20 protein-coding genes and 1 pseudogene are annotated in these 24,928 nt (G+C 47.7%); 17 read left to right on the top strand and 4 right to left on the bottom strand.

The window, feature by feature from the left end:
• Positions 1–29 precede the first annotated feature (29 nt).
• Positions 30–602, top strand: a complete 573-nt coding sequence (gene pduL / locus AC1TPC_RS03445; protein WP_482065658.1) for a phosphate propanoyltransferase — start codon at positions 30–32, stop codon at positions 600–602.
• A gap of 84 nt (positions 603–686) precedes the next feature.
• Here pduL and AC1TPC_RS03440 read toward each other — a convergent pair whose 3' ends face one another.
• Positions 687–2,180, bottom strand: a complete 1,494-nt coding sequence (locus AC1TPC_RS03440; RefSeq protein WP_482065474.1) for a DHA2 family efflux MFS transporter permease subunit — start codon at positions 2,178–2,180, stop codon at positions 687–689.
• A gap of 187 nt (positions 2,181–2,367) precedes the next feature.
• Between AC1TPC_RS03440 and AC1TPC_RS03435 the strand changes: the two genes are divergently transcribed.
• The 5 genes and pseudogenes from AC1TPC_RS03435 (at position 2,368) to AC1TPC_RS03415 (ending at position 6,621) form a co-directional block, all read left to right on the top strand.
• Positions 2,368–2,970 (top strand): TetR/AcrR family transcriptional regulator, encoded by a 603-nt coding sequence (locus AC1TPC_RS03435; protein WP_482065473.1) that lies wholly within the window; start codon positions 2,368–2,370, stop codon positions 2,968–2,970.
• 492 nt (positions 2,971–3,462) lie between these two features.
• Positions 3,463–3,609, top strand: a pseudogene (locus tag AC1TPC_RS03430) (transposase); the annotation flags it as partial.
• A 200-nt stretch (positions 3,610–3,809) separates the two neighbouring features.
• Positions 3,810–4,295, top strand: a complete 486-nt coding sequence (locus tag AC1TPC_RS03425) for an N-acetyltransferase family protein (protein ID WP_482065472.1) — start codon at positions 3,810–3,812, stop codon at positions 4,293–4,295.
• A gap of 218 nt (positions 4,296–4,513) precedes the next feature.
• Positions 4,514–6,103: a tRNA (N6-isopentenyl adenosine(37)-C2)-methylthiotransferase MiaB gene (gene miaB / locus AC1TPC_RS03420; protein WP_482065471.1), complete on the top strand. Its 1,590-nt coding sequence runs from the start codon at positions 4,514–4,516 to the stop codon at positions 6,101–6,103.
• A 23-nt stretch (positions 6,104–6,126) separates the two neighbouring features.
• A complete protein-coding gene (locus AC1TPC_RS03415; protein WP_482065470.1) occupies positions 6,127–6,621 on the top strand; it encodes a YlbF/YmcA family competence regulator in 495 nt (164 codons plus the stop codon).
• A 221-nt stretch (positions 6,622–6,842) separates the two neighbouring features.
• On the opposite strand, the gene AC1TPC_RS03410 is transcribed toward AC1TPC_RS03415, so the two are convergent.
• The gene (locus tag AC1TPC_RS03410) at positions 6,843–7,454 is read right to left on the bottom strand and encodes a biotin transporter BioY (protein WP_482065469.1); all 612 of its coding nucleotides are present in this window, start codon (positions 7,452–7,454) and stop codon (positions 6,843–6,845) included.
• A 123-nt stretch (positions 7,455–7,577) separates the two neighbouring features.
• On the opposite strand from AC1TPC_RS03410, the gene AC1TPC_RS03405 reads away from it, so the two are divergent.
• Positions 7,578–8,435 carry an ABC transporter ATP-binding protein gene (locus AC1TPC_RS03405; protein ID WP_482065468.1) on the top strand — a complete coding sequence of 286 codons (858 nt, stop codon included), beginning with the start codon at positions 7,578–7,580 and terminating at the stop codon, positions 8,433–8,435.
• Positions 8,425–10,278: an ATP-binding cassette domain-containing protein gene (locus AC1TPC_RS03400; protein WP_482065467.1), complete on the top strand. Its 1,854-nt coding sequence runs from the start codon at positions 8,425–8,427 to the stop codon at positions 10,276–10,278. The genes AC1TPC_RS03405 and AC1TPC_RS03400 overlap by 11 nt, the downstream gene beginning before the upstream one ends.
• Here AC1TPC_RS03400 and AC1TPC_RS03395 read toward each other — a convergent pair.
• Positions 10,252–10,854, bottom strand: coding sequence for an HAD family hydrolase (locus AC1TPC_RS03395; protein ID WP_482065466.1), 603 nt, complete (start codon positions 10,852–10,854; stop codon positions 10,252–10,254). The genes AC1TPC_RS03400 and AC1TPC_RS03395 overlap by 27 nt on opposite strands.
• Entirely contained in the window at positions 10,851–12,065 is a 1,215-nt protein-coding gene (locus tag AC1TPC_RS03390; RefSeq protein ID WP_482065465.1) for an MFS transporter, read from the bottom strand. Before AC1TPC_RS03390 ends, AC1TPC_RS03395 begins: the two co-directional genes overlap by 4 nt.
• A 389-nt stretch (positions 12,066–12,454) precedes the next feature.
• On the opposite strand from AC1TPC_RS03390, the gene AC1TPC_RS03385 reads away from it, so the two are divergent.
• The 9 genes from AC1TPC_RS03385 to AC1TPC_RS03345 all read left to right on the top strand — a co-directional run bounded on the left by AC1TPC_RS03385 (position 12,455) and on the right by AC1TPC_RS03345 (position 24,905).
• Positions 12,455–13,300 (top strand): collagen-like protein, encoded by an 846-nt coding sequence (locus AC1TPC_RS03385; protein WP_482065657.1) that lies wholly within the window; start codon positions 12,455–12,457, stop codon positions 13,298–13,300.
• A gap of 174 nt (positions 13,301–13,474) precedes the next feature.
• The gene (gene lepB / locus AC1TPC_RS03380; RefSeq protein ID WP_482065464.1) at positions 13,475–14,017 is read left to right on the top strand and encodes a signal peptidase I; all 543 of its coding nucleotides are present in this window, start codon (positions 13,475–13,477) and stop codon (positions 14,015–14,017) included.
• Between the two features lie 19 nt (positions 14,018–14,036).
• Positions 14,037–14,948, top strand: coding sequence for a DUF4184 family protein (locus tag AC1TPC_RS03375; RefSeq protein ID WP_482065463.1), 912 nt, complete (start codon positions 14,037–14,039; stop codon positions 14,946–14,948).
• A 180-nt stretch (positions 14,949–15,128) separates the two neighbouring features.
• Positions 15,129–16,607: a sensor histidine kinase gene (locus AC1TPC_RS03370; RefSeq protein WP_482065462.1), complete on the top strand. Its 1,479-nt coding sequence runs from the start codon at positions 15,129–15,131 to the stop codon at positions 16,605–16,607.
• On the top strand, positions 16,585–17,274 hold the full coding sequence (locus tag AC1TPC_RS03365; RefSeq protein WP_482065461.1) for a response regulator transcription factor: 690 nt from the start codon (positions 16,585–16,587) through the stop codon (positions 17,272–17,274). The genes AC1TPC_RS03370 and AC1TPC_RS03365 overlap by 23 nt, the downstream gene beginning before the upstream one ends.
• 33 nt (positions 17,275–17,307) lie before the next feature.
• Positions 17,308–20,331, top strand: coding sequence for an efflux RND transporter permease subunit (locus AC1TPC_RS03360; protein WP_482065460.1), 3,024 nt, complete (start codon positions 17,308–17,310; stop codon positions 20,329–20,331).
• Positions 20,332–20,658: 327 nt separating this feature from the next.
• The gene (locus AC1TPC_RS03355; RefSeq protein ID WP_482065459.1) at positions 20,659–20,850 is read left to right on the top strand and encodes a hypothetical protein; all 192 of its coding nucleotides are present in this window, start codon (positions 20,659–20,661) and stop codon (positions 20,848–20,850) included.
• A 162-nt stretch (positions 20,851–21,012) separates the two neighbouring features.
• Complete coding sequence (locus AC1TPC_RS03350) at positions 21,013–22,965, top strand: putative thiazole-containing bacteriocin maturation protein (RefSeq protein ID WP_482065458.1); 1,953 nt, start codon at positions 21,013–21,015, stop codon at positions 22,963–22,965.
• Positions 22,962–24,905, top strand: a complete 1,944-nt coding sequence (locus AC1TPC_RS03345; RefSeq protein WP_482065457.1) for a TOMM precursor leader peptide-binding protein — start codon at positions 22,962–22,964, stop codon at positions 24,903–24,905. Before AC1TPC_RS03350 ends, AC1TPC_RS03345 begins: the two co-directional genes overlap by 4 nt.
• Positions 24,906–24,928 lie beyond the last annotated feature (23 nt).

The following is a 24,928-nucleotide window of genomic DNA, read 5'->3' as shown; positions in this document are numbered from 1 at the left end:
TTATTTCATAGCAGGAGAGTGACAACATGATACATAAGGAAGTTCCAATAGGCGTATCTGCAAGACACATTCACTTATCAGAAGAGCATGTCGAGCTTCTGTTCGGAGAAGGATACGAATTAACAGAAATGAAGCCCTTGTCCCAGCCTGGACAATATGCTGCCAATGAAACGGTAGCTGTTATTGGTCCAAAGGGGACGTTTGCTAAAGTAAGAATTCTTGGCCCGACACGGAAGCAGACACAGCTAGAGGTGTCCCGCACAGACGCATTTGCGCTTGGCGTCAATCCTCCTGTAAGGGAGTCAGGCGATACAAAGGGTTCGGCAGGCATTAAGCTCCAAGGTCCGGCTGGAGAGGTTGAGATCGAAGAGGGCGTAATCGTCGCTGCTCGTCATATTCACTTCCATACAGACGATGCAGATCGGTTAGGCATAGCGGACAAGCAGCTGCTGAAGGTTCGTTTTGAAGGTGAGCGCGGAGTTGTATTTGAAAATGTAGTCGCACGCGTATCGGAGCAATTTGCGCTTGATATGCATATCGATACCGATGAAGCTAATGCGGCGGGCGTGAAAAATGGAGATAAAGCAGTAATCATAGATTAATCTACTAATAGAAGACAGCTTCCGAGTCGTCAGTGACGATCAGGAAGCTGTCTTCTTTTGTTATATGCTTATAAGTATTTTTGTTTAATGGCCCATCATCATCGATACTTCAGGCTTCTCATCAGGGTCAGCACCGAGCTCTTGTTTCGGTCTGCGAAGCAATAAAGCTGCGATAGCGCCGATGATTGCAATCGATCCTAGAATGAAAAATGTATCGCCATAAGCAGAGTACACGACGTTTGGTCCTGGGTTAGTCGTGCCGTAATGCTCCATTCGGCTTGCGAGAATGGTCGATAAGCCAGCGACTGCGAAGGAGGTCATCACTTGCTGTGCAGCTGCGGTTAAAGAGGTGACGCGGCTTACAAGCTCTCTCGGAGCGGACTGCATAATATGGGTGTTAAGAGGCATCATCGATAAGCCCATGCCTGCTCCTAGCATCGCGAGTGGGATCATAATGGTAAGTAAAGTCGTATCTACAGAGATTTGGCTTAAAATAAAGCCTGCTATCGTAACAAGCGATAAGCCTGCAATTACGACGGGACGAGCGCCAAAACGGTCAAACAGCTTGCCGCCGATCGGCATGAAGATACCAGCTGCTAAAGCTTGCGGCAGCAGGATAAGACCAGTGTCGAAAGCAGAGTAGCCTTTGGCGATTTGCAAAAAGATCGGTACGAGGAACAGTGTTCCAAATAATGCGATTTGTACGATCCATTGCAAAATGATGCCGCGTGTAAAATTGCCGGATTTGAAAACGCGAAGCTCAAGCAACGGCTCTTTGCGGTTAAGCTCCACGAATATGAAAATAATAAGCGCAATACCGCCTACGATCATACCCATCAGCGCTTCTGGCGAGGTCCAGCCGCTGCCTGCGCCGCCTTCGCCGCCGCCAGCAGAGCTTACGCCATATACGAGCATGGCAAATGCTAATGGAGCGAATATCATGCCTAAGAAATCAAGGGAAGGAACTCGTTTCCGTTCAACGTTAGGCAAGGTGCGAAGCCCTGCGATAACAGCGATGACACCAATCGGAAGATTGATAATAAAGATCCAGTGCCAAGATACGTAATCAACGAGCCAGCCGGCTACGACAGGCCCAAGGGCAGGGGCTAGAAGCATCGGAATACCGATCATGCCCATAACAGCGCCCTGCTTGCCGGGAGGGCTGAGTCTAAAGGTGAAAGCCATAGCGATTGGTGCAACCATACCGCCGCCCAGACCTTGGATAACCCGGAATACAATAAGCTGCTCCGCTGTTGTCGCTAAAGCGCATAGACCCGAGCTGAGTGTAAACATGATGATCGAGAATAAGAAGATCTGTTTGGCTCCAAAACGGTCGGACATCCATCCGGCAAGCGGAATAACGGCGGCTTGTGCAAGCATGTAGCCCGTTATCGTCCATTGAACGACAGTCATCGAGCTTTTGAAATCTTCCATTAAACCAGGCATGGCGACATTCATTGCTGTACCGTCCAAAATAACCATAAACATACCGACTATGATGGCGATGAGCGGAGCTAGAATATTGCGAATCGACATCGGATCGCCAGCGGGTGTTGCTTTTTTTGAAGCTGAAGCCATTTCAGTTCCTCCTATCCATATTTAGGGTCTATTCTTCCTATTATTGACCTGTACAGCATGGAGGGCTACAATAAAAAGATGACCGCATCTATGTGCGGACAATTGTCCGCACTACTGAATAATAAAGACGATTGAGGCAATTGTCAATCGTTTCATTTGTTGACGCGAAAAAAAGGAGATTGGAACGATGACTGCACCAGAAAACAGCAGAACGAAACAAGAGCTCAGCAAAGCGATTTTGCATACGGCTAATCACTTGTTTACGGAGCATGGGGTAGAATCGGTCAGCATGCACCAAATCGCCAAATCGGTGGGCATTGGTCAAGGCACCCTTTATCGGCGGTACTCAAATAAGGGCGATTTGTGTATGGATATGATGAAAGAAAACTTTGAAATTTTCATCAGCGAGATCGAACAATATTTGACAGAGGGAGCGCAGCTGCCCGTACACGAGAGATTGAGCGGGGTTATGCGCAAAATGATTGCTTTCGTCGACAAGGAGTTTAAATGGCTTGGTGTCGTGCATTCTTTTAATAAGATCGAAGATCAAAAAGGCGATTTTTTTCAATCACGGCCTTATCGATATTTGCATCATGTACTTAGCAGCTTGATCAGTGAAGCTGTCGAGAAAGAACAAATGCAGCCCATTGATCCCGCCTACTCGGCTCATTCTTTTATATCCATTCAATCGCCGCACACTTATAAACAGCTGCGATGTGTAATGGGATATACATGCGAGGAAATCCAGGATCGTTTTTGCTCAACATTTATTGATCCTTTATTTCGTTAGCAGAAGCATGCTTTGCAATGATAAGAAGAGAACAAGAAGGGGCTGTCCCAAAAGTGTTCGCACGGAATAGGAACATCCCAATACTGTTCGTTTACTTATTCCTAACTATGATTTTTTAACCAGCTAGTTGAGAGCTCTGGAGCTCCTGTCATTCGCTCCTTAACCTTACTTTCCACAAGCTTTTTCGCTTATTTCAGCGCTCATTGTTCTAACCCGTAAGTTTGAAATAAAAGGCTATCTCAAATCATTTCAGTTTTGTGGAATGAACAGGAAAAACTCCATCTATTTTCCTAATAAAAACTAAGTTCGTTCATTTAGCTGGAAAAACTCCCGTTAATTGGAGCACTTTCACCGAAATAGGGTCATAAGCGAGATATTAACGGGAGAAAATCCATCTAAATCTGATTTTTGCCAAAAAACACTTGAAATAACGGGAGTTTTTCCCGTTCATGCTGACCCAAGAGGGCTCAGCCCCATGAATGATTGAACCCGAGACTGCAGAAGAACCGGGGATTCCGCCGATTCCTGCATCGTGGCTTGCCATAGGTATGCCTGGAGGTGGGGAGACTTTCGCTTGCCCACAATCTCATGAAGCAAGCAGCCATAGACCAGAATAGAAAACTAGCGGTACAGAAATAGCACCCTGTACCGCTATTTTTTTATGTTTTCCAACATTTCTGTTCAAAGCGAGCTATATCTCCACAGCCCCTTTTTTTTTCGCAGTTTTCGTAAATATTGCTGATTATTAATATAAATTAGTTAAGAACAAGATTTTTGAGACAAACCGCTTATTTCACGTTATAATCAGCAAAAATCCCATATATTGGAGGTTTCTGTGCGTGGAAATTACAATTCGTAAAATGCGACTAAACGATATTCAACAAGTTCAAAATGTGGCTAAAACAAGCTGGAATGCGACCTACGATGGGATAATACCTGTTGAAGCCCAAGAAAGTTTCCTAAAATCTGCTTACAATGATGAAATGATGTTTAGACGCTTAGAACGCTCGCTTCTTTACGTTGCCGAACATAACGGGAAGATAGTTGGATTCGCTAATTTTTCATTTGTAAGAGAAGATGGGAAAGTAGAATTAGCGGCTATTTATCTTTATCCTGAACATCAAGGAAAAGGGATTGGTTCAGCACTGCTGCAAGAAGGAATTAATAATTCCCAGGGAGCAAAAGAAGTCTGCATTAATGTTAAAAAGGGTAATGAAATTGGCAGAAAGTTCTACGAAGCAAAGAAGTTTGAGATTGTCAAAGAGTTTGATGACGACTTTGACGGGCATATTCTAAAGACAGTTCGAATGGTGTTAAAGCTATAAGGCAAGTCCTCATGACTTGCTAGCGTCAATTCGGTTGGAAACGGTTTGGGTACAATTATGTAAAAAACGATAGAGCAAGCGTATGAGGTGAGAGGTTTTTTACAAAGGGATATGATGGATTAGGCGGGGGCGTTGTGGTATAATTTCATATTGATGTTTAAATAGAATTGAAAAGATAATGTTTTAGCGGCATTGAAAATAAAGGATGTGAGAACACAATGACGAAAGCGAACTCAACGGACTTAAAATCCGTCAAGGGTGAGAAGGACTACTCCAAATATTTTGATTTCTCAGATGCGAAGGTGCTGAGTGAAGAGGACGGGAAAACGACTTTGCGCATAAAGGGGCGCAACATTCAAATTAACTCGACTCCAAATCACAAGGATGAGAAGAAGCGCGGCAAAGAGGATATCGAGGTTCATTACGATTTTGCAATTCCGGATGATCTGCGAACGATCGGCGTGGGCAAGTATTATTTGATCCAAACGTACGGCTGCCAAATGAACGAGCATGACACCGAGGTCATGAAGGGTATGTTCGAGGAGATGGGTTATACAGCAACGGAGGACCGGAAGCTTGCGGACGTGATTTTGCTCAACACATGCGCGATTCGTGAAAATGCGGAGGACAAGGTGTTCGGCGAGCTGGGACATCTGAAGACGCTGAAGACGGAGAAGCCGGATTTGCTGCTCGGCGTTTGCGGCTGCATGTCGCAAGAGGAGTCGGTTGTTGGACGGATTTTGCAAAAGCATTCTTTTGTAGATATGATTTTTGGTACGCACAATATTCATAGACTTCCCTATTTGCTGCAAAATGCCTATTTCAGCAAAGAGCTTGTCGTCGAGGTATGGTCCAAGGAAGGCGATATTATCGAGAATATGCCTAAGAAGCGCGAGGGAATGCGTGCTTGGGTCAATATCATGTACGGCTGCGATAAGTTCTGCACCTATTGCATCGTGCCTTATACGAGAGGCAAGGAGCGCAGCAGACGTCCGGAGGACGTTATTGCCGAGGTTCGCGACCTGGCTAGAAAAGGCTTCAAGGAAGTTACGCTGCTTGGCCAGAATGTAAATGCATACGGGAAGGACTTCGAGGACATCAGCTATCGCTTTGGCGATCTGATGCAGGACATGTCCAAAATCGATATTCCGCGCATTCGCTTCATGACGAGCCATCCGCGTGATTTTGATGACCATTTGATCGAGGTGCTTGGAACGGGCGGCAATTTGGCAGAGCATATTCATTTGCCTGTACAGTCCGGAAGCACGGAAATATTGAAACGAATGAGCCGTAAGTATACGCGTGAGATGTATTTGGAGCTGGTTCAAAAAATTAAGGCAGCTATTCCAAACGCGATGCTTACTTCAGATATTATCGTCGGTTTCCCTGGCGAAACGGATGAGCAATTCGAGGACACGATGACGCTTGTGAAGGAAGTAGGCTTTGATTCCGCCTATACCTTCCTCTACTCTCCGCGCGAGGGAACTCCTGCCGCTGGCATGGAGGACAATGTGCCGCTAGAGGTAAAGAAGGCGCGTTTACAGCGCTTGAACGCACAGCTGGCTGCTAATGCGAGAGAGAAGAACGAGCTGCTTCGCGGAGAAATCGTTGAGGTTCTGATTGAAGGCGAGAGCAAAAACAACGAGAACGTCCTCTCTGGACGGACGCGTACGAATAAGCTCGTTCATCTGGAAGGACCGAAGGAATGGATCGGCCAGTTCATTATGGCGAAGGTAACCGAGGCTCAAACCTGGTATATCAAAGCTGAACCGATTGAACAATTAACACAAGAAGAAGCCGTTAGCTAACGGAAAAATAGGAGAGATGACAAATGGCGGAGCAGCATACAGCAGAAAATCAAGCAGCGCAATGTGATCATGATCATGAGCACGGAGAGGGCTGCGGAATTCCGAGCTTCCATACGCGCGACCTGATCGTTCGCGAAGATATTTCGAAAAAAGCGAAGGAGCTTGCCGATCTGATTTTTACATCGGAGGAGGTTCAGCACTATCGCCGCGCAGAACAGCAAATTAACGGCAATGAGCGTGTACAGCAGCTTATTACCAAAATCAAAAAGAAGCAAAAGGAAGTTGTAGCATTCGAAACGACTTTCAAAAACGCGGATATGGTTAAAAAAATCGAAGGCGAAATGGAAACGCTGCAGGATGAGCTTGACGGCATTCCGATCGTCTCTGAATTTCAACAAAGCCAATCCGACATCAACTATTTGCTGCAGCTAGTCGTATCCATCGTACGCGACACGGTATCTGAGAAGATCAACGTGGAGGATGCTTCGGAGTCGGCACCAGAGGAATGCAGCGATTAATAGCTGGACTTGATTGAAACAAGCCGTATTTCATGCCGCTCATTCGAGCAAAGCGTGGAATACGGCTTTTTTTGGGCAATGAGGCAGATTCACCGTGGGAGGCTCGTTTATGGAATTGAAGCGGGAGGGAGCAGCTATGAACGAACAACAAAACGGCTTATCCCTTATTGATTGCGGATCAATAAAGGGATAAGCCGTTTTGTTTGTTGATTTAGCGATTATTATCCTCGAAAAGTAGCTTCATTCGCTTTGGTTTTTCCGATTGACGAGCGAATGTAGACGATGTAAGGTGTTAGGGAAACAGCTAAAATGGTGCCTACAAGCGATTTAAGCGCATCGCCGATGATGAATGGATAAAATCCGATTGTCATCGCTTTTTGGAAAGTAAAGTCAAGGGAATGCATGAGCCAAGGAATGCCTGGAATATATGCACAAAGTGAGCTGAATAGCTCGAAAATAATGAAAAAAGCGATAAAAGCAATGGCTTTATTCGACTTGAAGCTGCTTTTTAGGAAAGTGCCTACCGCAAGGCTGACTAAAAGCGCACAGAACGGGAATGCGAATATAAATCCAGCTGTATGACCGGTCAGAGTCGAAATTCCGCCTTGGCCGCTGAATAAGGGCAATCCAATTGCTGCAAGCAGAATAACGATGAAAATACTTAGAAAAGCGTTGCGCGGCGTCAGGAAAAGGCCTGCAAGCACTACGCCTAATGTTTGCAGCGTAATGGGGACAAATGAGCCTCCGAGCTTAATCGTCAATGAGCTCATGACAATAAACAAGGCTGCAAATAAGGCGATGAATACAAGTGAGCGGATGTTATTGGACTGCATGTTGGTGAACGACTCCTTTATCTGCTTGTCATTATATTGTTAACCATATATATTAATATAAGGTTAACAATTCGAATTGTAGCATAGCCAATGGTTTTGGGGAAGAGGTTGGGTGAAATTTTTTTGAAGCCTATAAATCAGTCACAGATTGAAATGAAGCAGGTTACGGTCACGCCGCCTGTCATGCTGGAAGGACAGAAGCAGGAGCCTATTATTAGAGATATTTCGCTAACGATAAATAAAGGGGAATGGATTTCGCTGCTAGGGCGAAATGGAAGCGGGAAGAGCACGCTTTCGAAAGCGGCTGCCGGTTTCCGTATCGCTGGCGCTGCGGGACAAATCGTCAGGAGCATACAGACAGCGGCACAGGGCAAGCCGGTTCCGATCGTCATGCAGCAGCCCGAAGCAGCGATGATCGGGGCAACGCCTTGGGAAGATGTCCTTCTCTTGCTGGAGCAAAATGAGCTGCCTGCTCACACTATTCCTTATGAAGCCGAACGAGCGCTGCAAAGGGCAGGGCTGGGCGAGCGAATGCATCAGCCTATCGAGACGTTATCTGGCGGCCAGAAGCAGCTTGTGGCGATTGCTGGCTGCTTGGCTATGCAATCTCCTTTGCTCGTACTCGATGAGGTGACGGCTATGCTGGACCCTGAGGCGTCGAGTGCCGTACTCGAGCAGGTAAGGGAACTGCACCGTAACGGCGTAACGATCATATGGATTACACAAAAGCTGGAGGAGCTGTATGATGGTGACCGAGTCATTGCGATGAATGACGGTGCCATCGTATTCGACGGTCAGGCTGGTGCTTGGTTTGCAAGAACGAGTGCGAGCGCGAAAGACAGCATTTGCGAGCAGCTCGGCTTTGAGGCTCCATATGCAGCGCAGGTTGCCTGGGAGCTTGAGGAGCAGGGTTATCTGCTGCGGCCATTTCCGTTTACGGCTGCTATGCTGGCAGAGGCGGTGAGTCGATATGAGCGCTGATTGGAAGCTAAGCGGAGTAACCGTCGTTGCGGATGGAGAACCTGACAAACTACTGCTTAACGATGTCAATATGACTTTCGAGGCAGGCAAGATTACACTGCTGATCGGGCAGAACGGTGCAGGTAAATCTACACTGCTTGAGACAATGGCAGGAATTCGCTCAATTCAGAACGGCAATATCGAGCTGGGCGGCGATTGTTTATGGCTGAAGGACAGCCGCCGAAAACGGCTTAATCAGGACGTGGCGCTTAAGCTTGGCATTGCGATGCAAAGCTCTGAGTCGCAGTGGTTTGCCGCGACCGTTCGAGAGGAGCTGCTTTACTCGCTTAAGCCGTACAAGTTAGCCGCTGCTGATGCAGAGCAAAGAATGCAGCAGGCGCTGGCTGAAACGGGTCTTGCGCAGGAGCTGCTGACGCGCGATCCATGGACGCTCAGCGGCGGGCAGCAGCGACGGCTGTCACTAGCCTGCTTGCTGGCGTGTGAGCCGGATTGGCTGCTGCTGGATGAGCCGACAGCGGGGCTTGACGCTGTCGGTATACGCCGCTTGTGCGCGGTGCTTGAGGCGCACAGGGCGGCGGGGCGCGGAGCGGTCGTAGCAACGCACGACCTCGACGCGCTGCTGACGCTGGCGGACGCGGTCGCCGTGGTTAGCGGCGGCACGGTCCGCGCAGCGGCTCCTGCGGCGGCGATCGCGCATGCCGCAGCGGCGCCGCAGGCGCTTCGCGCGCTGGCTGCGCTGCGCGCGGCGGCGGCTTTGCCGCCGGAGGCGGCGCCGGCGCCGCGTGACGGGGCGCCGTGGCCTGCGCCGCGCGAGGTTGCGGCAGCGCTGGCAGCGGAGCTGGAGCGGCGAGCGGCCGCAGCCACAGCCGCAACAGCAGTAATCGCTCCTGCCGCATCCGTCGGCACGGCTGCAATCGCTCCCGCAGCAGCTGCAGCTCATCAATCGATGCGTAGCTCACAACTAACTGCTAATCAAATAAATAAGAATGCGCCTTCAGTACAATTAAAAGTTAATAACCATAACTTAGATGCTGATGAGCGCAATGAAGATGCTGGACATCCACTTAATAGAGCGCATGTGGGAGCGACAAAGGAAAGCTCTACGCTCCTTCGTTCCGATCGTTTTGATCCACGTGCTCTCGTGCTCGTCTATTTATTTCTTGCAGCAAGCGTGCTTGCACAAAAATCGTTTTTGGAGCTGTCGCTAGCTGCGATTGTAACCTTGTCTCTATTGACGCCTTTTCGAGCGCTAATCAGGCCGTGGAATCGGGTAATACGAGCTTATGTCATTATGATTGTCATCTTTTGTGTAATAGGGGGAATAGGCTTTAGCCCGCTCGACTTCGACTGGAGCAAGGTATGGCCAATTGCTTTAAGGTTCGGCAAGCTGCTTCTGATTATGCTGCTGGGGATGCCGCTGCTTAAGCTGATGTCGCCCTACAGGCTGCAGCGGGCGATCGAACAGTCTCTAGGCTGGCTCAGCAGGCTGCGAGTGCCGATTCATTCGTTTGCGCTAGTCGTCACGCTTATCTTTCGGTTTATCCCGCTGCTATCAGGGGAGTGGGAGCGGTTTGCGAAGCTCGCTCATGCGAGAGGGAAGGCTGCTGCGCCGCTGAAGAAGGTGCCGTTTAAAATGATTCTTTCGGTGCTTATTCCTTATATGCGCTCTATTCTTCGACTTGCTGAGCAAATGTCGGATGCGCTGGAGGCGCGCGGCTTCGGCTATTCGAAGCGAAAGCCTACCTACGGCTTCCGCCTTCAGCTCGGCCGAGCTGACGCTTGGCTGCTAAGTATTGCTGCGGCAAGCGGCCTGTTGCTATTCCTGCTCGCTTTCTTGCTCTAGGAGCGGGAGGACGAGCGGAATCCATTCTCCATCCTCATCGGCAAGCAGCGTTCGCCAGCCAAGCGACGCTGCTTGTTTTATATTTTTGGCCTGATCATCAACGAACAAAACCATGCTTCCAGTGGGGAAATAGGCGGCTGTCTTAGCGTAAATATCCGGATGTGGCTTTTTGACTGCTGACAAGCTTGAAATCGTAATGCTCTTCAAATAAGGCTTGAGCGGCTTAACGATCGGTTCAACCCATTCAGGAAGATGATTGCTCAGCAAATGAACATCGGCGATCTCGCTCCATTCGGCTACTCTTGCAAGTGCAGGCAGTGGCTGCAAGCTGGTATCGATAAAACCTCTAGCTCTCTCAGTTCCAAGCAATGGCGTATAATCACTGAGCCATAGCCAGAACTGCTCCTCCGTTATATCTCCTGTCCATAGGCGTTCGCTGATTTGCTTCTTATAAGCTGCATAGAGTTCTTCTTCAGACACGATGGCTTCAGCTGCGAGCAGCTTCCAGAAGAGAGGAGACAGATTTGTCGCAAGCACGCCGCCAATATCAAGCACGAGCTGTGGCTTTATTGTCATCCGCTTACCTCGTCCGAGCGTTTGCCCGCTATGCTTAGCCGAGACGACTTGCGCTCCGTCATCGCCCACATCACAACTAGAATGAATGCAACAGCGCCAAGCAGCGAGCCAAACAGGAAGCCTCCGTTAAGGCTCCAGCTTTCATTCAACCAGCCAGCTAGAAAGGGTCCTGAGAACATCCCCACGGCATATAAGGCTTGATACAAGCCCATAGCGGTCGCCCGCCCGGGAAGCTCAACGTCGCGAATGGCAAGACCAAGCAGCAAAGGCATATGCAGTCCCTGCGCAAAACCATTTATCGCCTGTGTCGCGACGAGTACGCCGAATGAATCCGCAAAAACCATAGCCGCCGTACATATCGCACTCAAAATAAAGCCGGTTCCAATCGTGCCCCAGTAACCAAATTTGGGTGTAAACCATCTCGCGGTTACGAGTGAAGCGAAGGCATGAGGGAGCATAAAAGCAAAAACAAGAAGCGTTAGCTTAAGTCCGTCGGCACCCATTTCTTCTGCTTTGAGCGGCGTAAAGCCAAACATCGTAATGAACAGGACACCATGAGCAAGTATGGAGAGCAAAGATACCTGAAGCAGCGTTTTTGTTCGTACGACTTTTTTGATCATGGCAAAAGACATGCCCGGTTGGTCACGCTGCTCTAAACGAGGCTCCTTCAGCATGAATGCTAGCAGCAATCCGATAATAGCAATGGCAGCTCCAACCGTAAACGGGGCGTTCGAGTTAAAGCCATCATTGAGCCAGCCGCTAAACAGCATGCCGATCATTTGACCGGACACGGTCATGACGCTAATATTGCCCATTGCACGGCCAGTCTGGCCTGCACCAAAGTAGCTGGCGTACAGCACAGTGAATGCAACCCATGTGGACGCGCATACGCCAGCCATAAGCCTGCCCGCAAGCGGCCATAGCCAAAGTCCTGGAATAAGAAACAGCAAGCAGCTTATAGCAGCGGTTAGCATGCCAAGCAGGATGAATGGCTTGCGTTTTCCGAAGCGATCCGACAAGATGCCAAGCGGAAAGCGGACAAACATTTGTACGAAGCCATAGCTTCCAAGCACGATGCCGATAAAAGGCAAGGATAATCCGCGATCGCTTAAGTAAGGCGATAAGGTTGGCACATAGACGTACATAGAAGTCCAGTAAAGAATCGTTATAGTCGTAAAAAGCAATCTTTGCGCAGCCGTTATTTGGTTCATTGCAGTGGAACATCCCCTTTCTGCTTCACTTTATCGCATGGCAGCTTCCGTTGTCACTTCCTAATTTTCAAGCACAGCGAAATCAAAAACCGCAAGCAGATCAGGAATATAGGTATAGAAACAAAAGGGTATACGAATAAAAAAGGACCCTCACAATGATCATTGTGAGGGTCATATTGTGAAACTATTATTGGGTTGTCCCTTCTATTATATGAACTCTCTTAACCAATGGTGACCGAAAATACGAGCAATATTAACCCCCGGCAGATGAATCTACCTTATATTCATACCTATTTTTGCAAAAGATAGATAGCAGTCTATGAGTCTGAAGACAAATGTCCATACCATTAATAGATAAATTGAGTAGTATAACTCAAATATATATGGAGGTGTTTGTATTGGGTTGTCTTGAACGAAAACGCAAAAAGGTCTGTAAAAAAATAATCTGCCCTACGAAGAGAAAGAAACACTCGAAAAGAAAAAGATGTTGTAAAAAAATTATCATTAGAAAAAGAATAGTACGTGTAATTAGGCCTCGTAATGTAGAACGTGTCGAAAGTGTAGGTTCGGCAGGTAGTGTTGGCTCTGCAGGCGCAGCAGGTGCAGTTGGATCAGCAGGTGCAGTAGGATCAGCAGGCTCAGTAGGCTCAGCAGGTACAGTAGGAGAAGTAGGATCAGCCGGCAGTGTTGGATCGGCAGGCGCAGTAGGGACAGCAGGAGAAGTCGGCGCTGCAGGTGCAGTAGGGACAGCCGGCAGTGTGGGTGCTGTCGGAGGTACCGGAGCCACAGGAGCGACTGGCGCAACAGGAGCCGCAGGCGGACTATCCCAGTATGGATATATTTACAATGTAGGACCTCAAGTGGTCGCATTAAATGCTGATGTTCTATTTGATTCGAATGGTGTCTTAACACCTGGAATTACGCATTTTCCCGGAACTGCTGGTATTGTTGTTACAGAAGGGGGAGACTATGAGGTTACTTTTTCAGCATCGGGTGTAGAACCGAGCCAATTCGGATTATTTGTAAATGGCGCGCTGTTTCCCGTTCCAGGAACCGTATATGGCTCGGGTGCGGGCACTCAGCAAAACGAAGGTCAGGTTATCCTTACGCTAGTAGCTGGAGATACACTTACACTGCGAAATAGTCTTTCTGCTGCAGCGGTGACTCTTCAGACCTCGGCCGGTGGAACACAGACAAACGTAAACGCATCAGTTGTAATAAAGAAACTAAATTAGGTTCTAATCATCTGACAGCTAAACATGACAGTCCAGAATTTTTTCGCTTTCTGGACTGTCATTTTTCATTCATAGGACTCCATCTGGGAACTTTCACCAGTGAATGGCGTATTAAGCAGGGAACGTTTTTACGATATAGCCTGCAGCAGCCATTAATTGAAGAGGTGAATGTGAATGAGAACAGAAAGACGTCAAACTAAAAAATGGGTTAAAGAGCTGAGGGAGTGGACCGTCTCGCTAACGATTGCGATTGTCGTAGCCATGCTGTTTCAGACGTATGTTTATGCGCAATCGGAGGTCCAAAATGTGTCCATGCAAAATACGCTAGTAGCGGGACAACGGTTAATTGAAGACAAGTGGTCATATCGCTTCCACGAGCCGAAGCACGGTGATATTGTCATTATTAACGGTCCTGAGAGCGAGCTTCGCCTAATCAAACGCGTTGTTGGCTTGCCAGGCGATGTGATTGATATTCAAAACGGAGCGGTTTACATAAACGGAGAGATAATCAAAGAGCAGTATGTCAAAGGTCAAACATTTGCGGGCAGTGTAGCCGTCCCATTTCAAGTAGAAGAGGGTCAGCTGTTCGTGATGGGCGATAACCGCGAGCATAGTATGGACAGCAGGGAGCTCGGACCGATAGCACGGTCAAGCATTGAAGGAAAAGCGATATTCCGCATTTGGCCGTTTCCGAAGTTTGGTACATTAAATGAATAGAAGGAGCTGCGGTTAAAAGATGCCTTTCACATTATCTCATCCGCTCTTTGCGGCGCCGCTAAAGAAAGCTATTCCTTCTTTAAGCCTGACTGGTTTAATACTGGGTAGTATGGCTCCGGATATAGAATACTTTATTGCCATGCAGCCGTTTCGTTCCATCGGCCATTCCATATCCGGCTTCCTTCTGTTGGTACTCCCTATTTGCATAGCGTTTGCATTTGCCTTTCACCGCATCATTAAGCCATCTATACCTGAGCTGCTGCCGGACATTGGAGGAATCAGAGCTTTTGCTGCATCCTTGAATCGCCCATGGCAATTGGCGACAGCCGCTGAGTGGCTATTCTTTTGTTTATCTCTGTTCATTGGTTTTTATTCGCATGTATTTTTAGATCATTTCACGCATAGCGGCGGTTTTTTTGTAATGAGACTGCCTTTTCTGCAAAGCATGATCTTAGGGGATCATGTCTATCATATCCTCCAGCTTTCGTTGTCCGTTATTGGCGCATTGGTTCCGGGATTATATTTTTTTTATCGGTATTTAAATTGGTATAAGAATCGTGCGAGGAATAAAAAATATATTAAGCAGCAAAGCGCCTATTTGCAATGGGGGCTTCTCGTTTTTGTTGCATTAGCTGTGCTAATAGGCAAACTCCTATTTTCAGGCAGCTTCTTCTCCATCAGCATTTGGGTAGTAGCGCCGATAACCTCCGCATGTGTAGGGCTATTTGTAACTTCAGCACTGCAAATTGCGGCTCAGAATCGCCGGACTGCACTTGGAATCTTATTTTCTCTCTTACTGATCGGCATTATTTTTTGCTATAAGCTTTTGTTTGACCAGGAGGAGTTTTCATTAAAAGTTTGGGTTATTTATCACTGGATGCTTGCAGCAGTCCTCATGCTTAGCACATTTCTTATCTCAAAAAGAAACTAAACTGTACAATTTAATCTTATAAATATTTTATTGCATTAAATAATAATGACATTAATAGAATCGAAGCCTATATAACTAAACGTAATAATTTCGTAAGAATTGGTTCCAAGTTCGTTTAGAAATAGCCTTTATGATTAACCATAGACTCAACAATAAAGTTTAAGCGAGGCGTGAACGGAATTGTCGATCCGAGTGAAGCTGTACATGTCTTACTTAGCCATGGTATTTGTACCGCTTATATTAATGCTTCTATTTTTGCTATTCGTTTTTTATGCACGCGGGGAAGAGGATGTCAGTCAATATTTTGAAAAAGAGCGATCGGAGCCTTATCAGCAAGCACTCGTCTATGGCGAATTGTCTTATGTGTTGAAAAATGACTCGGGACAGCTGGAGAATGAGAAATACTTGATTGATATCCAACAAAGGCTGGGAGAGCTGTGGGCAGGACTTCTCATTTCCAAGAATGGACAGATCATATCGATTGCTCCCTTCCTCGATCAGCTCGAGCCGAAAGAAAATTGGCAGAAACTGCTGAACCTTCCGCCAGAGTCGGTGAACTTTCATTCATTCCGATTTGAGACTAACGTGCTGCATTTTGATTATCCGGATGGAAGCGAAGGCAAGGTGGTGCTTTTTAGGCGAAATGACATTGTTCCCATTTACTGGAGACCCGCGAGCAATGTATTCACCTTGGCTATAATTGGGTTAACAAGTCTGCTCCTTACATATTTTGTTTCCAGAAGCATCATACGACCGATTAAGAAGCTGGAGGCAGCGGCGCTGCAGATTAAGGATGGCGATTTGTCTCACAAGGTCGTGGCGACGACGAGAGGGGAAATTGGACAGCTGAGCATCGCATTCGAGGAAATGAGGGTGAGACTGCAGCAGTCCATCGAACAAAGCTTGCAATATGAGGAAAATCGAAAGATGCTGCTATCGCATATTTCCCATGACTTAAAAACGCCAATATCAGCGATTAAAGGTTACGTTGAAGGGATTATGGATGGAATTGCAAATACGGATGAGAAGCGCAAGCGTTATATGGAAACGATCTATCGGAAAGCAACTGACATGGATCAATTAATCGATGAGCTGTTCCTGTTTTCCAAGCTTGATCTTCAAACGGTCGCATTCGATTTCAAAGTCATCGATATTCGTCGTTATTTGGAGCATTTTTTGGAAGAGCAGCGCTTTGATCTGGACAAGTCAGGCGTTAAACTGCGTTTTCTGGAGGATGCTGCGAATTCGATTTTTATCGCTACAGATCCTGATAAGCTAAGCCGAGTGCTCACTAATGTTTTGAATAACTGTGTCAAATATATGGGTCAGCAATCCGAACTCGCAAACAAGGAGATCAAAGTCAGAGTGAAGGAGCAAGGGCATTATGCTCTGGTGGAAATCGAAGACACAGGCCCTGGGATTGATGATGAGGATTTGCCGTATATTTTCGATCGATTCTATCGTGCAGAGCAATCGCGCAACTCGGAAACAGGAGGAAGCGGCCTCGGCCTTGCGATTGTCAAACAAATTATTGAAGGGCATGGCGGTGTCGTATGGGCAGAGAATGTAGAGCATGGCGGAGCTAAATTCTGTCTAAATCTTCCGAAGTCGACAGCCGTCAAAACGGTGGGTGAGCATGAAGAACATACTAATCATTGAAGACGAGAAGGCCATTGCCGAGCTGGAACGTGATTATTTGGAAAGCTATGGTTTCTCCGTACACATCGAAGGGAGAGGCGATATCGGGCTGGAAAAAGCATTAGAAGGAAAGTTTGACCTCATCATATTGGATGTGATGCTGCCCAAAATAGACGGCTTCGAAATTTGCCGGCAAATTAGGCAATCCGTCAACATTCCTGTTCTAATGGTGACAGCCAAGAAGGAAGACATCGATAAAATTAGAGGTCTTGGCCTTGGCGCTGATGATTATATGACCAAACCATTTAGTCCAAGCGAGCTTGTTGCTCGCGTGAAAGCGCATTTGGCTCGATATGAGCGCCTTACCGGGGATAAAGGCGAGCGAGGCGACCATATTCGCATTCGCGGATTATTTATTGATAAGCCTTCCCGCAGAGTTATGATTCATGAACAGGAAGCTATGCTGACGTCAAAGGAGTATGAGCTGCTGCTGCTGCTCGCTTCGCATCCGAATCGTGTATTCGAGAAGGAAGAGCTGTTTGAGCGGATTTGGGGGTTAGATTCCAATGGCGACGCAGCTACGGTAACGGTCCATATTCGGAGGCTGCGCGAGAAGATAGAGCATGACCCATCGAAGCCTCAATATATTGAAACGATCTGGGGAGTGGGCTATCGCTTTAAAGTATAGCAAGCAAAGATAGAAGACGAGGAGTGGAACCCATTGAAAAGTATTATCAAATTTTCGCTTAACAACAAATTTGCTTTATGGATTTTGACGCTGCTCGTTTTGTTTGCCGGGCTTTACTCCGGCATGAATATGAAGATGGAGACTTTGCCGGACATTACAGTGCCTATCGTTAGCGTAACGACGGTTTTGGCTGGCGCTGCTCCTGAAGAAATTATGGAGAAAGTGACGAAGCCAATCGAACAGCGTACGCGCAATTTGAAGGGTGTTAACGTGGTTAGCTCTACATCCTATGAGAATGCTTCATCGGTTGTAATCGAATATACGTATGAGACGGATATGGATGAAGCGGCTGCAGAAGTGAAAAATGTGCTTGCAGAGATATCGCTTCCAGAGGGTGCACAGGACCCATCGGTATCCAGGATCAGTCTGAATGCCTTCCCGGTTTTGTCGCTAAGCTTATCAGACGACAGCATGAATTTGGAACAGCTTACAAAGGAAGTGCAAAATAATATTTTGCCTCGTTTGCAAGGCATTGATGGTGTTGCCAGCATTCAAATGTCGGGCCAAAACGTAATGGAAGGCGAGCTGGCATTCAAAGCGGATAAACTTAAGCAAATCGGATTAACCGAAGATATGGTGAAAGGCATGATTCAAGCCTCGGCGATATCGGTGCCGCTTGGCATATATGAATTTGGCGATTCGGAGAAAGCGATCGTTGTTGACGGAAATGTTTCCAGCGAGGATGATCTGAAAAAATTAATCATCATGCCGGGCGTCAAGCTTAGCGATATTGCGGATATTAGCATTGTCGGCAAAGCGGAATCGATCTCCAGAACGAACGGCAAGGATGCAATCGGGTTAAACGTAGTGAAATCGGCTGATGCCAATACGGTCGACGTCGTAAACAACGTTAAAGAAGAAATTAAAGAACTGGAAAGTAAAAATGCTGGCTTATCCTTTGTAACGACGCTTGATCAAGGCAAGCCGATCGAGGATTCCGTTCATACGATGATAAGCAAGGCGATGATAGGGGCATTATTCGCGGTTATCATCATTATGATATTCTTGCGTGACATTCGTTCTACGATTATTGCTGTCGTATCCATTCCGCTGTCTATCCTTATCGCGCTGCTAATCTTGGGCCAAATGGATATTACGCTGAACATTATGACGCTTGGGGCAATGACCGTAGCAATCGGACGCGTTATTGACGACTCGATTGTCGTTATCGAGAACGTTTACCGCCGAATGGCGCTCTCAACTGAAAAGCTTAAGGGCAAGGAATTAATTCTCGATGCAACGAAGGAAATGTTCATCCCGATCTTGGCATCAACGATCGTAACGATCGCCGTATTCCTACCGCTCGGACTTGTATCCGGCATGATTGGCGAAATGTTCCTTCCGTTCGCTTTAACCATCGTCTTTGCACTTTTAGCATCGCTTGTAGTTGCAATTACCGTCGTTCCTATGCTGGCTCATATGATGTTCCGCAAGGGCCTAAAGCCAGGGAAGGCGCATCATGATAAACCCGGACGTATGGCTGAATGGTATAAAGGCGTGCTGCGGTGGTCGTTGAACCACAAGCTTATCGCTTTTGGATTGGCCGTACTTCTCCTAGTCGGCAGCTTGTTCCTCGTTCCTGTTATCGGGACTAGCTTCATATCAGGCGACGAACAGAAAATGATGGTCATTTCTTACAACCCGGCACCTGGCGAAACTCGCGAGCAGGTTGAGGAGATGGCGCTTGAGGCGGAGAAAAAATTACTGGATCGCGAAGGCGTTGCAGTCGTGCAGTATGCTGTTGGCGGACAAAATCCATTTAGCCCAGGAGCATCCAAGCAAGCGTTGTTCAACTTGAGCTATGATGAAGCTTTTGCTGAATTTACAAATGAGAAAGAAAAAATTGTACCGCTTCTGCAGGAGCTTGGCGGAAAAGGCGAGTGGAAGCAGCAGGACTTTACTGGCGGCGGACTTGGAGGATCGGGCATTTCGATGCTTGTGTTTGGACCGGATATGAAGTCGCTTCAGCCCGTTGTCGATGATTTAATGGCGAAGCTTGCAGACCACAAGGACCTGAAAAATATTGATTCCAGCCTGTCTGCAACGTATGAGCAATATCGTCTCGTCGCTAATCAAGAGAAGCTAAGCCAAAATGGCCTTACTGCAGGTCAAATTGCGATGGCGCTTAGTCCCATTCGCGAACGTCCCGTTCTGACGACGATTGAGAAGGATGGCGAGCAATTTAATGTTTATGTGAAGGTTGAAAGCAAAACCTATACGAGCAAAGCGGATCTTGAGAATGTGAAGTTAACCTCACAGCTTGGTACAGAAGTGGCGCTTAAGGATGTGGTCAAGATCGAGGAAGGCGAATCGCCAAATACGATCACAAGACGCGATGACCGCATTTTTGCCGAGATAAAAGCAGATGTAACAGCTTCTGATGTTGGTAAAGTATCCGCTGAAATTCAGAAGCTGATTGATGATACTGATCTGCTAGCCGGCGTTGACATTGATATGGGCGGCGTGACGGAGCAAATCAATGAATCGTTTACGCAGCTTGGTCTTGCGATGCTTGCCGCAATCGCGGTTGTATATCTTGTTCTCGTTATTACGTTCGGCGGAGCCTTAACGCCATTCGCCATTTTGTTCTCCTTGCCATTTACGATTATCGGCGCATTAGTAGGCCTGCTCATTGCTGGAGAAACACTTAGCGTGACGGCTATGATCGGAGCGCTGATGCTGATCGGTATTGTCGTAACGAATGCGATCGTACTTGTCGATCGAGTGATTCAGAAGGAGAAGGAAGGCCTATCCGTACGCGATGCATTGATTGAAGCAGCGGGTACTCGCCTTCGTCCGATCTTAATGACGGCGATTGCGACGGTTGGCGCATTGCTTCCGCTTGCTTTAGGTTTTGAATCCGGCGGTTTGATCTCCAAAGGGATGGCTGTTACTGTCATCGGCGGCTTAACGAGCTCCACGCTGCTTACGCTTATTATCGTCCCTATCGTATATGAGTTCTTAAACCGCAAGAAGAAAACGCGTATTGTAGAGTAAGCTAAACAAAGCCTTTCATAAGTAGGAGGCTGCCTTCAAGGTCAATGACTTTGGAGGCAGCCTCTTTGCATGCGTATGAGTAAGTTAATTATTTTGGCAACTAGGCGGTTGCAGCAGTAACACTAGCGGAGGTAATTTCATACGTATATGTCATGAACGAACAACGGCATAAGGCCAGTTTGAGCTGCTTTCACTTCAGTCGTTCATTCTAGTCTAAACCGTTGAAAAAATGATGAACATATACGGAGGCTGCTGAGATGAATGAATTTAAGAATGATCTTCAAAATTTGAATATTGACCCTTACAAATCGAGTGGTATGACGCCAAATGCCGGTCAAGGTCAAGTGGATCCTAACAATGCACGGCTTTGTATCGGTTTTTGCATTGGCTTTTGTATCGGTTTTTGTTCCTGTGGAAACTGCGCAAGTTGCAGCAACTGTTTCAGATGCGGAGGCTGTGCCCGCTGCGGAGGCTGCGCTCGTTGTTCTGGTTGTGCACGCTGCCGCTAATGCATTTTAAATAAGTGGAAGATTCAAGACACCTCTGTAAGCGATTTAGCTGACAGGGGTGTTTTTTCTAGTTAAGAACTGGCATGACGGACAAATAGCCATACATACCTTTAAAGAGGAAAAGGTTGAAAGTTTTTTTATTGGCATTATTCACGATAAGGAGGAATGGCATTTGGATCCTTCTATGCGTCTTAAAGTGAGAGGGGATACTTTTTTTCTCCCGAGCTCTGACGGAAGCGTCTATTTTCGGAACAATATTGGCTCGTTTCGGATGGAGGGCAGTACGATCGGCCAATGGATTGAGAAATTAATGCCGGTCTTTAACGGCGAGAACACGATGAATGATTTGACTGACGGATTGCCGGAGCAATACAAGAAGCATGTATACGAAATCGCGGAAGTGCTGTATGCGAACGGTTATGTTCGGGATGTAAGCCAGGATCAATCGCATACGCTGCATGAGGCTGTGCTTAAGAAATATGCTTCTCAAATTGAATTTTTGGACAGCTTTGAAGGCTCGGGCGCTTACCGGTTTCAGCTTTTTCGACAGTCAAAAGTACTTGCCGTCGGGTTTGGCTCTTTTTTTGTTTCATTAATGAAGTCCTTGTTAGAGTCTGGAATTCCTCATATTCACATGCTGATTACGAAACCTGGATCGACGAATCGAAAGCGAATATTGGAGCTCGTAGAGCATGCCCGTCGTGAGGACCAAGAGATCAAGTTGGACGAGATTTCTTTGCAAAGTGAGGGCAAGATCGATTGGCGGTCGGTGGTGCAGCCGTTCGATGCCGTATTGTTCGTGTCGGATGAGGATGGCGAGCCGGAATTGACAGCGCTGCAAAAGATTTGCAGGCAGGAGAGGAAGGTGCTGCTTCCTGCTATGATGCTGAAGCAAGCTGGTCTAGCCGGACCGCTGATCCATCCGGACTCGGATGGGGACTGGGATTCTGCTCGGCGAAGGGTCCATCATCCCGCTATTCATAAAGATCCACAGCATCACACATCCTCGTCTACCGCAGAAGCGATGCTAGCTAATGTCATCGTCTTTGAATGGCTGAAAACAGCTACGGAAGTTGCGGTGTCCGCACTCAAAAATAAATTGTTTCTGCTTGATTTGGAGACTTTGGAGGGAGGCTGGCATCCGTTTCTCCCTCATCCGCTTGCGGGTAGCCGTCCTTCTATCAAACGAATAGAAGATTTGGATTTATTGCTGGAAAGGGAGCAAGAAGAGAAGGATTCAACGGCCTTGATCACTTGCTTCAGCCAGTTAACGACTAGTGAAACAGGTGTTTTTCACCGCTGGGAGGAAGGGGAATTACGGCAGCTTCCGCTGTCTCAATGCCTTGTTCAGGCGGTAGATCCGATGTCAACAGGGCCGGCGGAGCTGCTTCCGGAGATGATATGCAATGGCATTAATCATGAGGAAGCGCGGAGGGAGGCTGGGCTTGCCGGAATCGAATCTTATTTATCGAGAATGTCTGAATTGCTTATCCATGCCAAGCAGGGGGATGACAGCAGCTCTGACAAGCGTCTGGCGCTTGAATTTTTAGGCGTCGGAGCGGGGGAGTCGATCGCGGAGGGTATTTGCCGAGGCCTGCAAAAATGTTTGACAGCAGCGTTTAAACAGAAGCTTATAGAGCATGATCCTTCTGCCGTTTTAGCATGTATTGGTCAAATAGATGATGTACGCAGCCGGTATTATCAAAGTGCGTTAACGACGATGGCAGATGCGCCGACGCTTGCTTTTGGAGAGGATGTTCTAGGATTCCCTGTCGTGTGGGTCGGAACAAAAGGCAGCTGGTATGGCGCGGTTGACTACAATCGCACTGGGGCGCTGCGCAGAGCATTGCAGCGCGCGCTGCTGGATACCCAAAACCAAGCGGCTATCGATACGGCGGATGCGGTCAACTGGCCTTCTGTGAGTGTCAAAGACGAAGCGACGGAGAATGTAACGATACCGGCAATCGATTCAACAAGACACCGAGAAATATTGCTATCCGCTCTTGGACGATTAAATCAGAGCAGCAAGCGTCTGCTTGTTTTTGACTTAACGGTCGAGTCATTCTTGAAGGAGGATCTGGCTGGCGCATTCGGCGTGTCGCTTGGAGAGGAGGGCGGAAAATGAGCGCTATCTTGGCAATTATAGGGGAGGGTCAGCTAGCAGATTTCGTGTGCAGTGAATTATCTGAAGACCATCAGATTTTGAGGCAAAACGATTTTTCGACTGAAGTACCGGAGATGGCTAAGCTGGCGCTTGTTCTGCATGATGGTTATAATCCTTCAGATCATTTGTTCGCGGAGGAGCTGTTCCAGCGCTCTGGAATGCCTTGGCTTCGCGGATTTGTATCGTTTGGAGAAGGCGTGATCGGGCCGATGGTAGTACCGGGAAAGGCGGGATGCTCCCAGTGTGCAGAACTTCGGCGCCTCATGGCTGGCAATGACCGGAAGGAAATGTGGGAAATCCAGCAGCAGCACTTCATGCATGGAGGGACTTCGCCCGACGTATGGTCTTCGCGTTTAGGTCTTTTGCATATGGCGCAAATTATTGCATCGGAAGCTCGAAGAGTTGTTGCGGATGGTCCTGCTCTAACGGAAAATCGATTAATGTTTATTCATCTGCAAGCCTTGAATAGCTCGTCTCATTTCTTTTTGCCAGACCCTCTTTGTCCGTTATGCGGCCTGATCCCGGAGGATTCTGCGATAGCATCCCGAATTACCCTTCAGGCTAGCTTGAAAATCAGTGAAAACAGCTACCGCAGTCGATCGATGACGGAGCTGAAAGGGGTTTTGGCGAAGGATTATCTGGATGCTCGGACGGGCTTTTTGAACGGAAAAATGATCGATCTCCAGTCGCCTTTTGCCGATTCGAGCATCAATTTGCCATTGTTCTCGGGTGATGAAGGCTGTGCTGGCCGCACACATTCTTTTGCCGACAGCGAAATGACTGCTATTTTAGAAGGTTTGGAGAGATATTGCGGCATGTCGCCGCGCGGGAAGCAAACGACCGTTCATGACAGCTACCGCAACTTGAAGGACCAGGCGCTCGATCCCGTTCTGGTTGGCATTCACGAGAAGGTTAATTATGATAGCCCGGGCTTTCCATTTCGACCGTTTGATCCGAGCAGGCCAATCGATTGGGTATGGGGCTATTCGTTTTTGCAGGAGCGGCCTATTCTCGTGCCAGAGCTGCTTGCCTATTATAGCTCAGGATGCGGACATGGCTTTGTTTATGAAACCTCAAATGGATGCGCGCTAGGCGGCAGCCTGGAGGAAGCTATATTTTACGGAATAATGGAAGTAGTCGAACGCGATTCGTTCCTAATGACCTGGTACGCGCAGCTGCAGCTAGATCCTCTTGATCTTATTTCTGCTTGCGATCTTGAATTGGATTTAATGGTCGAGCGTTTGCGAGAGGTTGTCGGCTACGATGTTTACGCATTCAATTCGACGCTCGAGCATGGCATTCCAAGCATTTGGGTGCTCGCCAAAAACAAGGCTGATAAAGGTGTCAACCTGATATGCGCGGCTGGCGCCCATCCTGATCCGGTGCGTGCGGTAAAAGGCGCGATCCATGAAATTTCGGGCATGCTGCTGTCGTTGAATGAGAAGCTGGAAGAGAACCGGGAGCAATATGAGCAAATGCTCGATGATCCGCTGCTCGTTCGTCAAATGGACGATCATTCGATGCTGTACAGCTTGAAGGAAGCCGAGGATCGTTTTCATTTTTTACTCCAAAATGATCGTGCGCGCCTTACTTTCGAAGAAGCGTTTAAGCCAAAAGAGAAGCATGCGGATTTGACTGATGATTTAAAGGATATCCTTCAAGCATTCCGCGAGCTCAGTCTGGACGTGATCGTGGTGGATCAGACGACGCCGGAAACGCTTCGAAATGGGCTTCATTGCGTAAAGGTATTGATTCCGGGCATGCTGCCAATGACGTTCGGGCATCATCTTGTTCGCTTGACGGGCTTGGAGCGGGTACTAAGAATACCTGCGGAGCTAGGGTATGTCGAGAAGCCGCTTAAGCCAGAACAGCTTAATCCGCATCCGCATCCATTTCCGTAAGCCGCGACTGCATTTTCAAATCG

The organism is Paenibacillus sp. Y280, from assembly GCF_056786335.1.
This window is presented reverse-complemented; position numbering and strand designations above follow the sequence as displayed.

What these genes read in the sequence shown, in the direction of transcription:
- AC1TPC_RS03375 (WP_482065463.1), top strand. Translation starts at nt 14,037, where the DNA reads ATGCCTTTCACATTATCTCATCCGCTCTTTGCGGCGCCGCTAAAGAAA.
- AC1TPC_RS03415 (WP_482065470.1), top strand. Translation starts at nt 6,127, where the DNA reads ATGGCGGAGCAGCATACAGCAGAAAATCAAGCAGCGCAATGTGATCAT.
- AC1TPC_RS03440 (WP_482065474.1), bottom strand. Translation starts at nt 2,180, where the DNA reads ATGGCTTCAGCTTCAAAAAAAGCAACACCCGCTGGCGATCCGATGTCG.
- AC1TPC_RS03355 (WP_482065459.1), top strand. Translation starts at nt 20,659, where the DNA reads ATGCCGGTCAAGGTCAAGTGGATCCTAACAATGCACGGCTTTGTATCG.
- AC1TPC_RS03395 (WP_482065466.1), bottom strand. Translation starts at nt 10,854, where the DNA reads ATGACAATAAAGCCACAGCTCGTGCTTGATATTGGCGGCGTGCTTGCG.
- AC1TPC_RS03390 (WP_482065465.1), bottom strand. Translation starts at nt 12,065, where the DNA reads ATGAACCAAATAACGGCTGCGCAAAGATTGCTTTTTACGACTATAACG.
- AC1TPC_RS03365 (WP_482065461.1), top strand. Translation starts at nt 16,585, where the DNA reads ATGAAGAACATACTAATCATTGAAGACGAGAAGGCCATTGCCGAGCTG.
- AC1TPC_RS03345 (WP_482065457.1), top strand. Translation starts at nt 22,962, where the DNA reads ATGAGCGCTATCTTGGCAATTATAGGGGAGGGTCAGCTAGCAGATTTC.
- AC1TPC_RS03410 (WP_482065469.1), bottom strand. Translation starts at nt 7,454, where the DNA reads ATGCAGTCCAATAACATCCGCTCACTTGTATTCATCGCCTTATTTGCA.
- lepB (WP_482065464.1), top strand. Translation starts at nt 13,475, where the DNA reads ATGAGAACAGAAAGACGTCAAACTAAAAAATGGGTTAAAGAGCTGAGG.
- miaB (WP_482065471.1), top strand. Translation starts at nt 4,514, where the DNA reads ATGACGAAAGCGAACTCAACGGACTTAAAATCCGTCAAGGGTGAGAAG.
- AC1TPC_RS03435 (WP_482065473.1), top strand. Translation starts at nt 2,368, where the DNA reads ATGACTGCACCAGAAAACAGCAGAACGAAACAAGAGCTCAGCAAAGCG.
- AC1TPC_RS03400 (WP_482065467.1), top strand. Translation starts at nt 8,425, where the DNA reads ATGAGCGCTGATTGGAAGCTAAGCGGAGTAACCGTCGTTGCGGATGGA.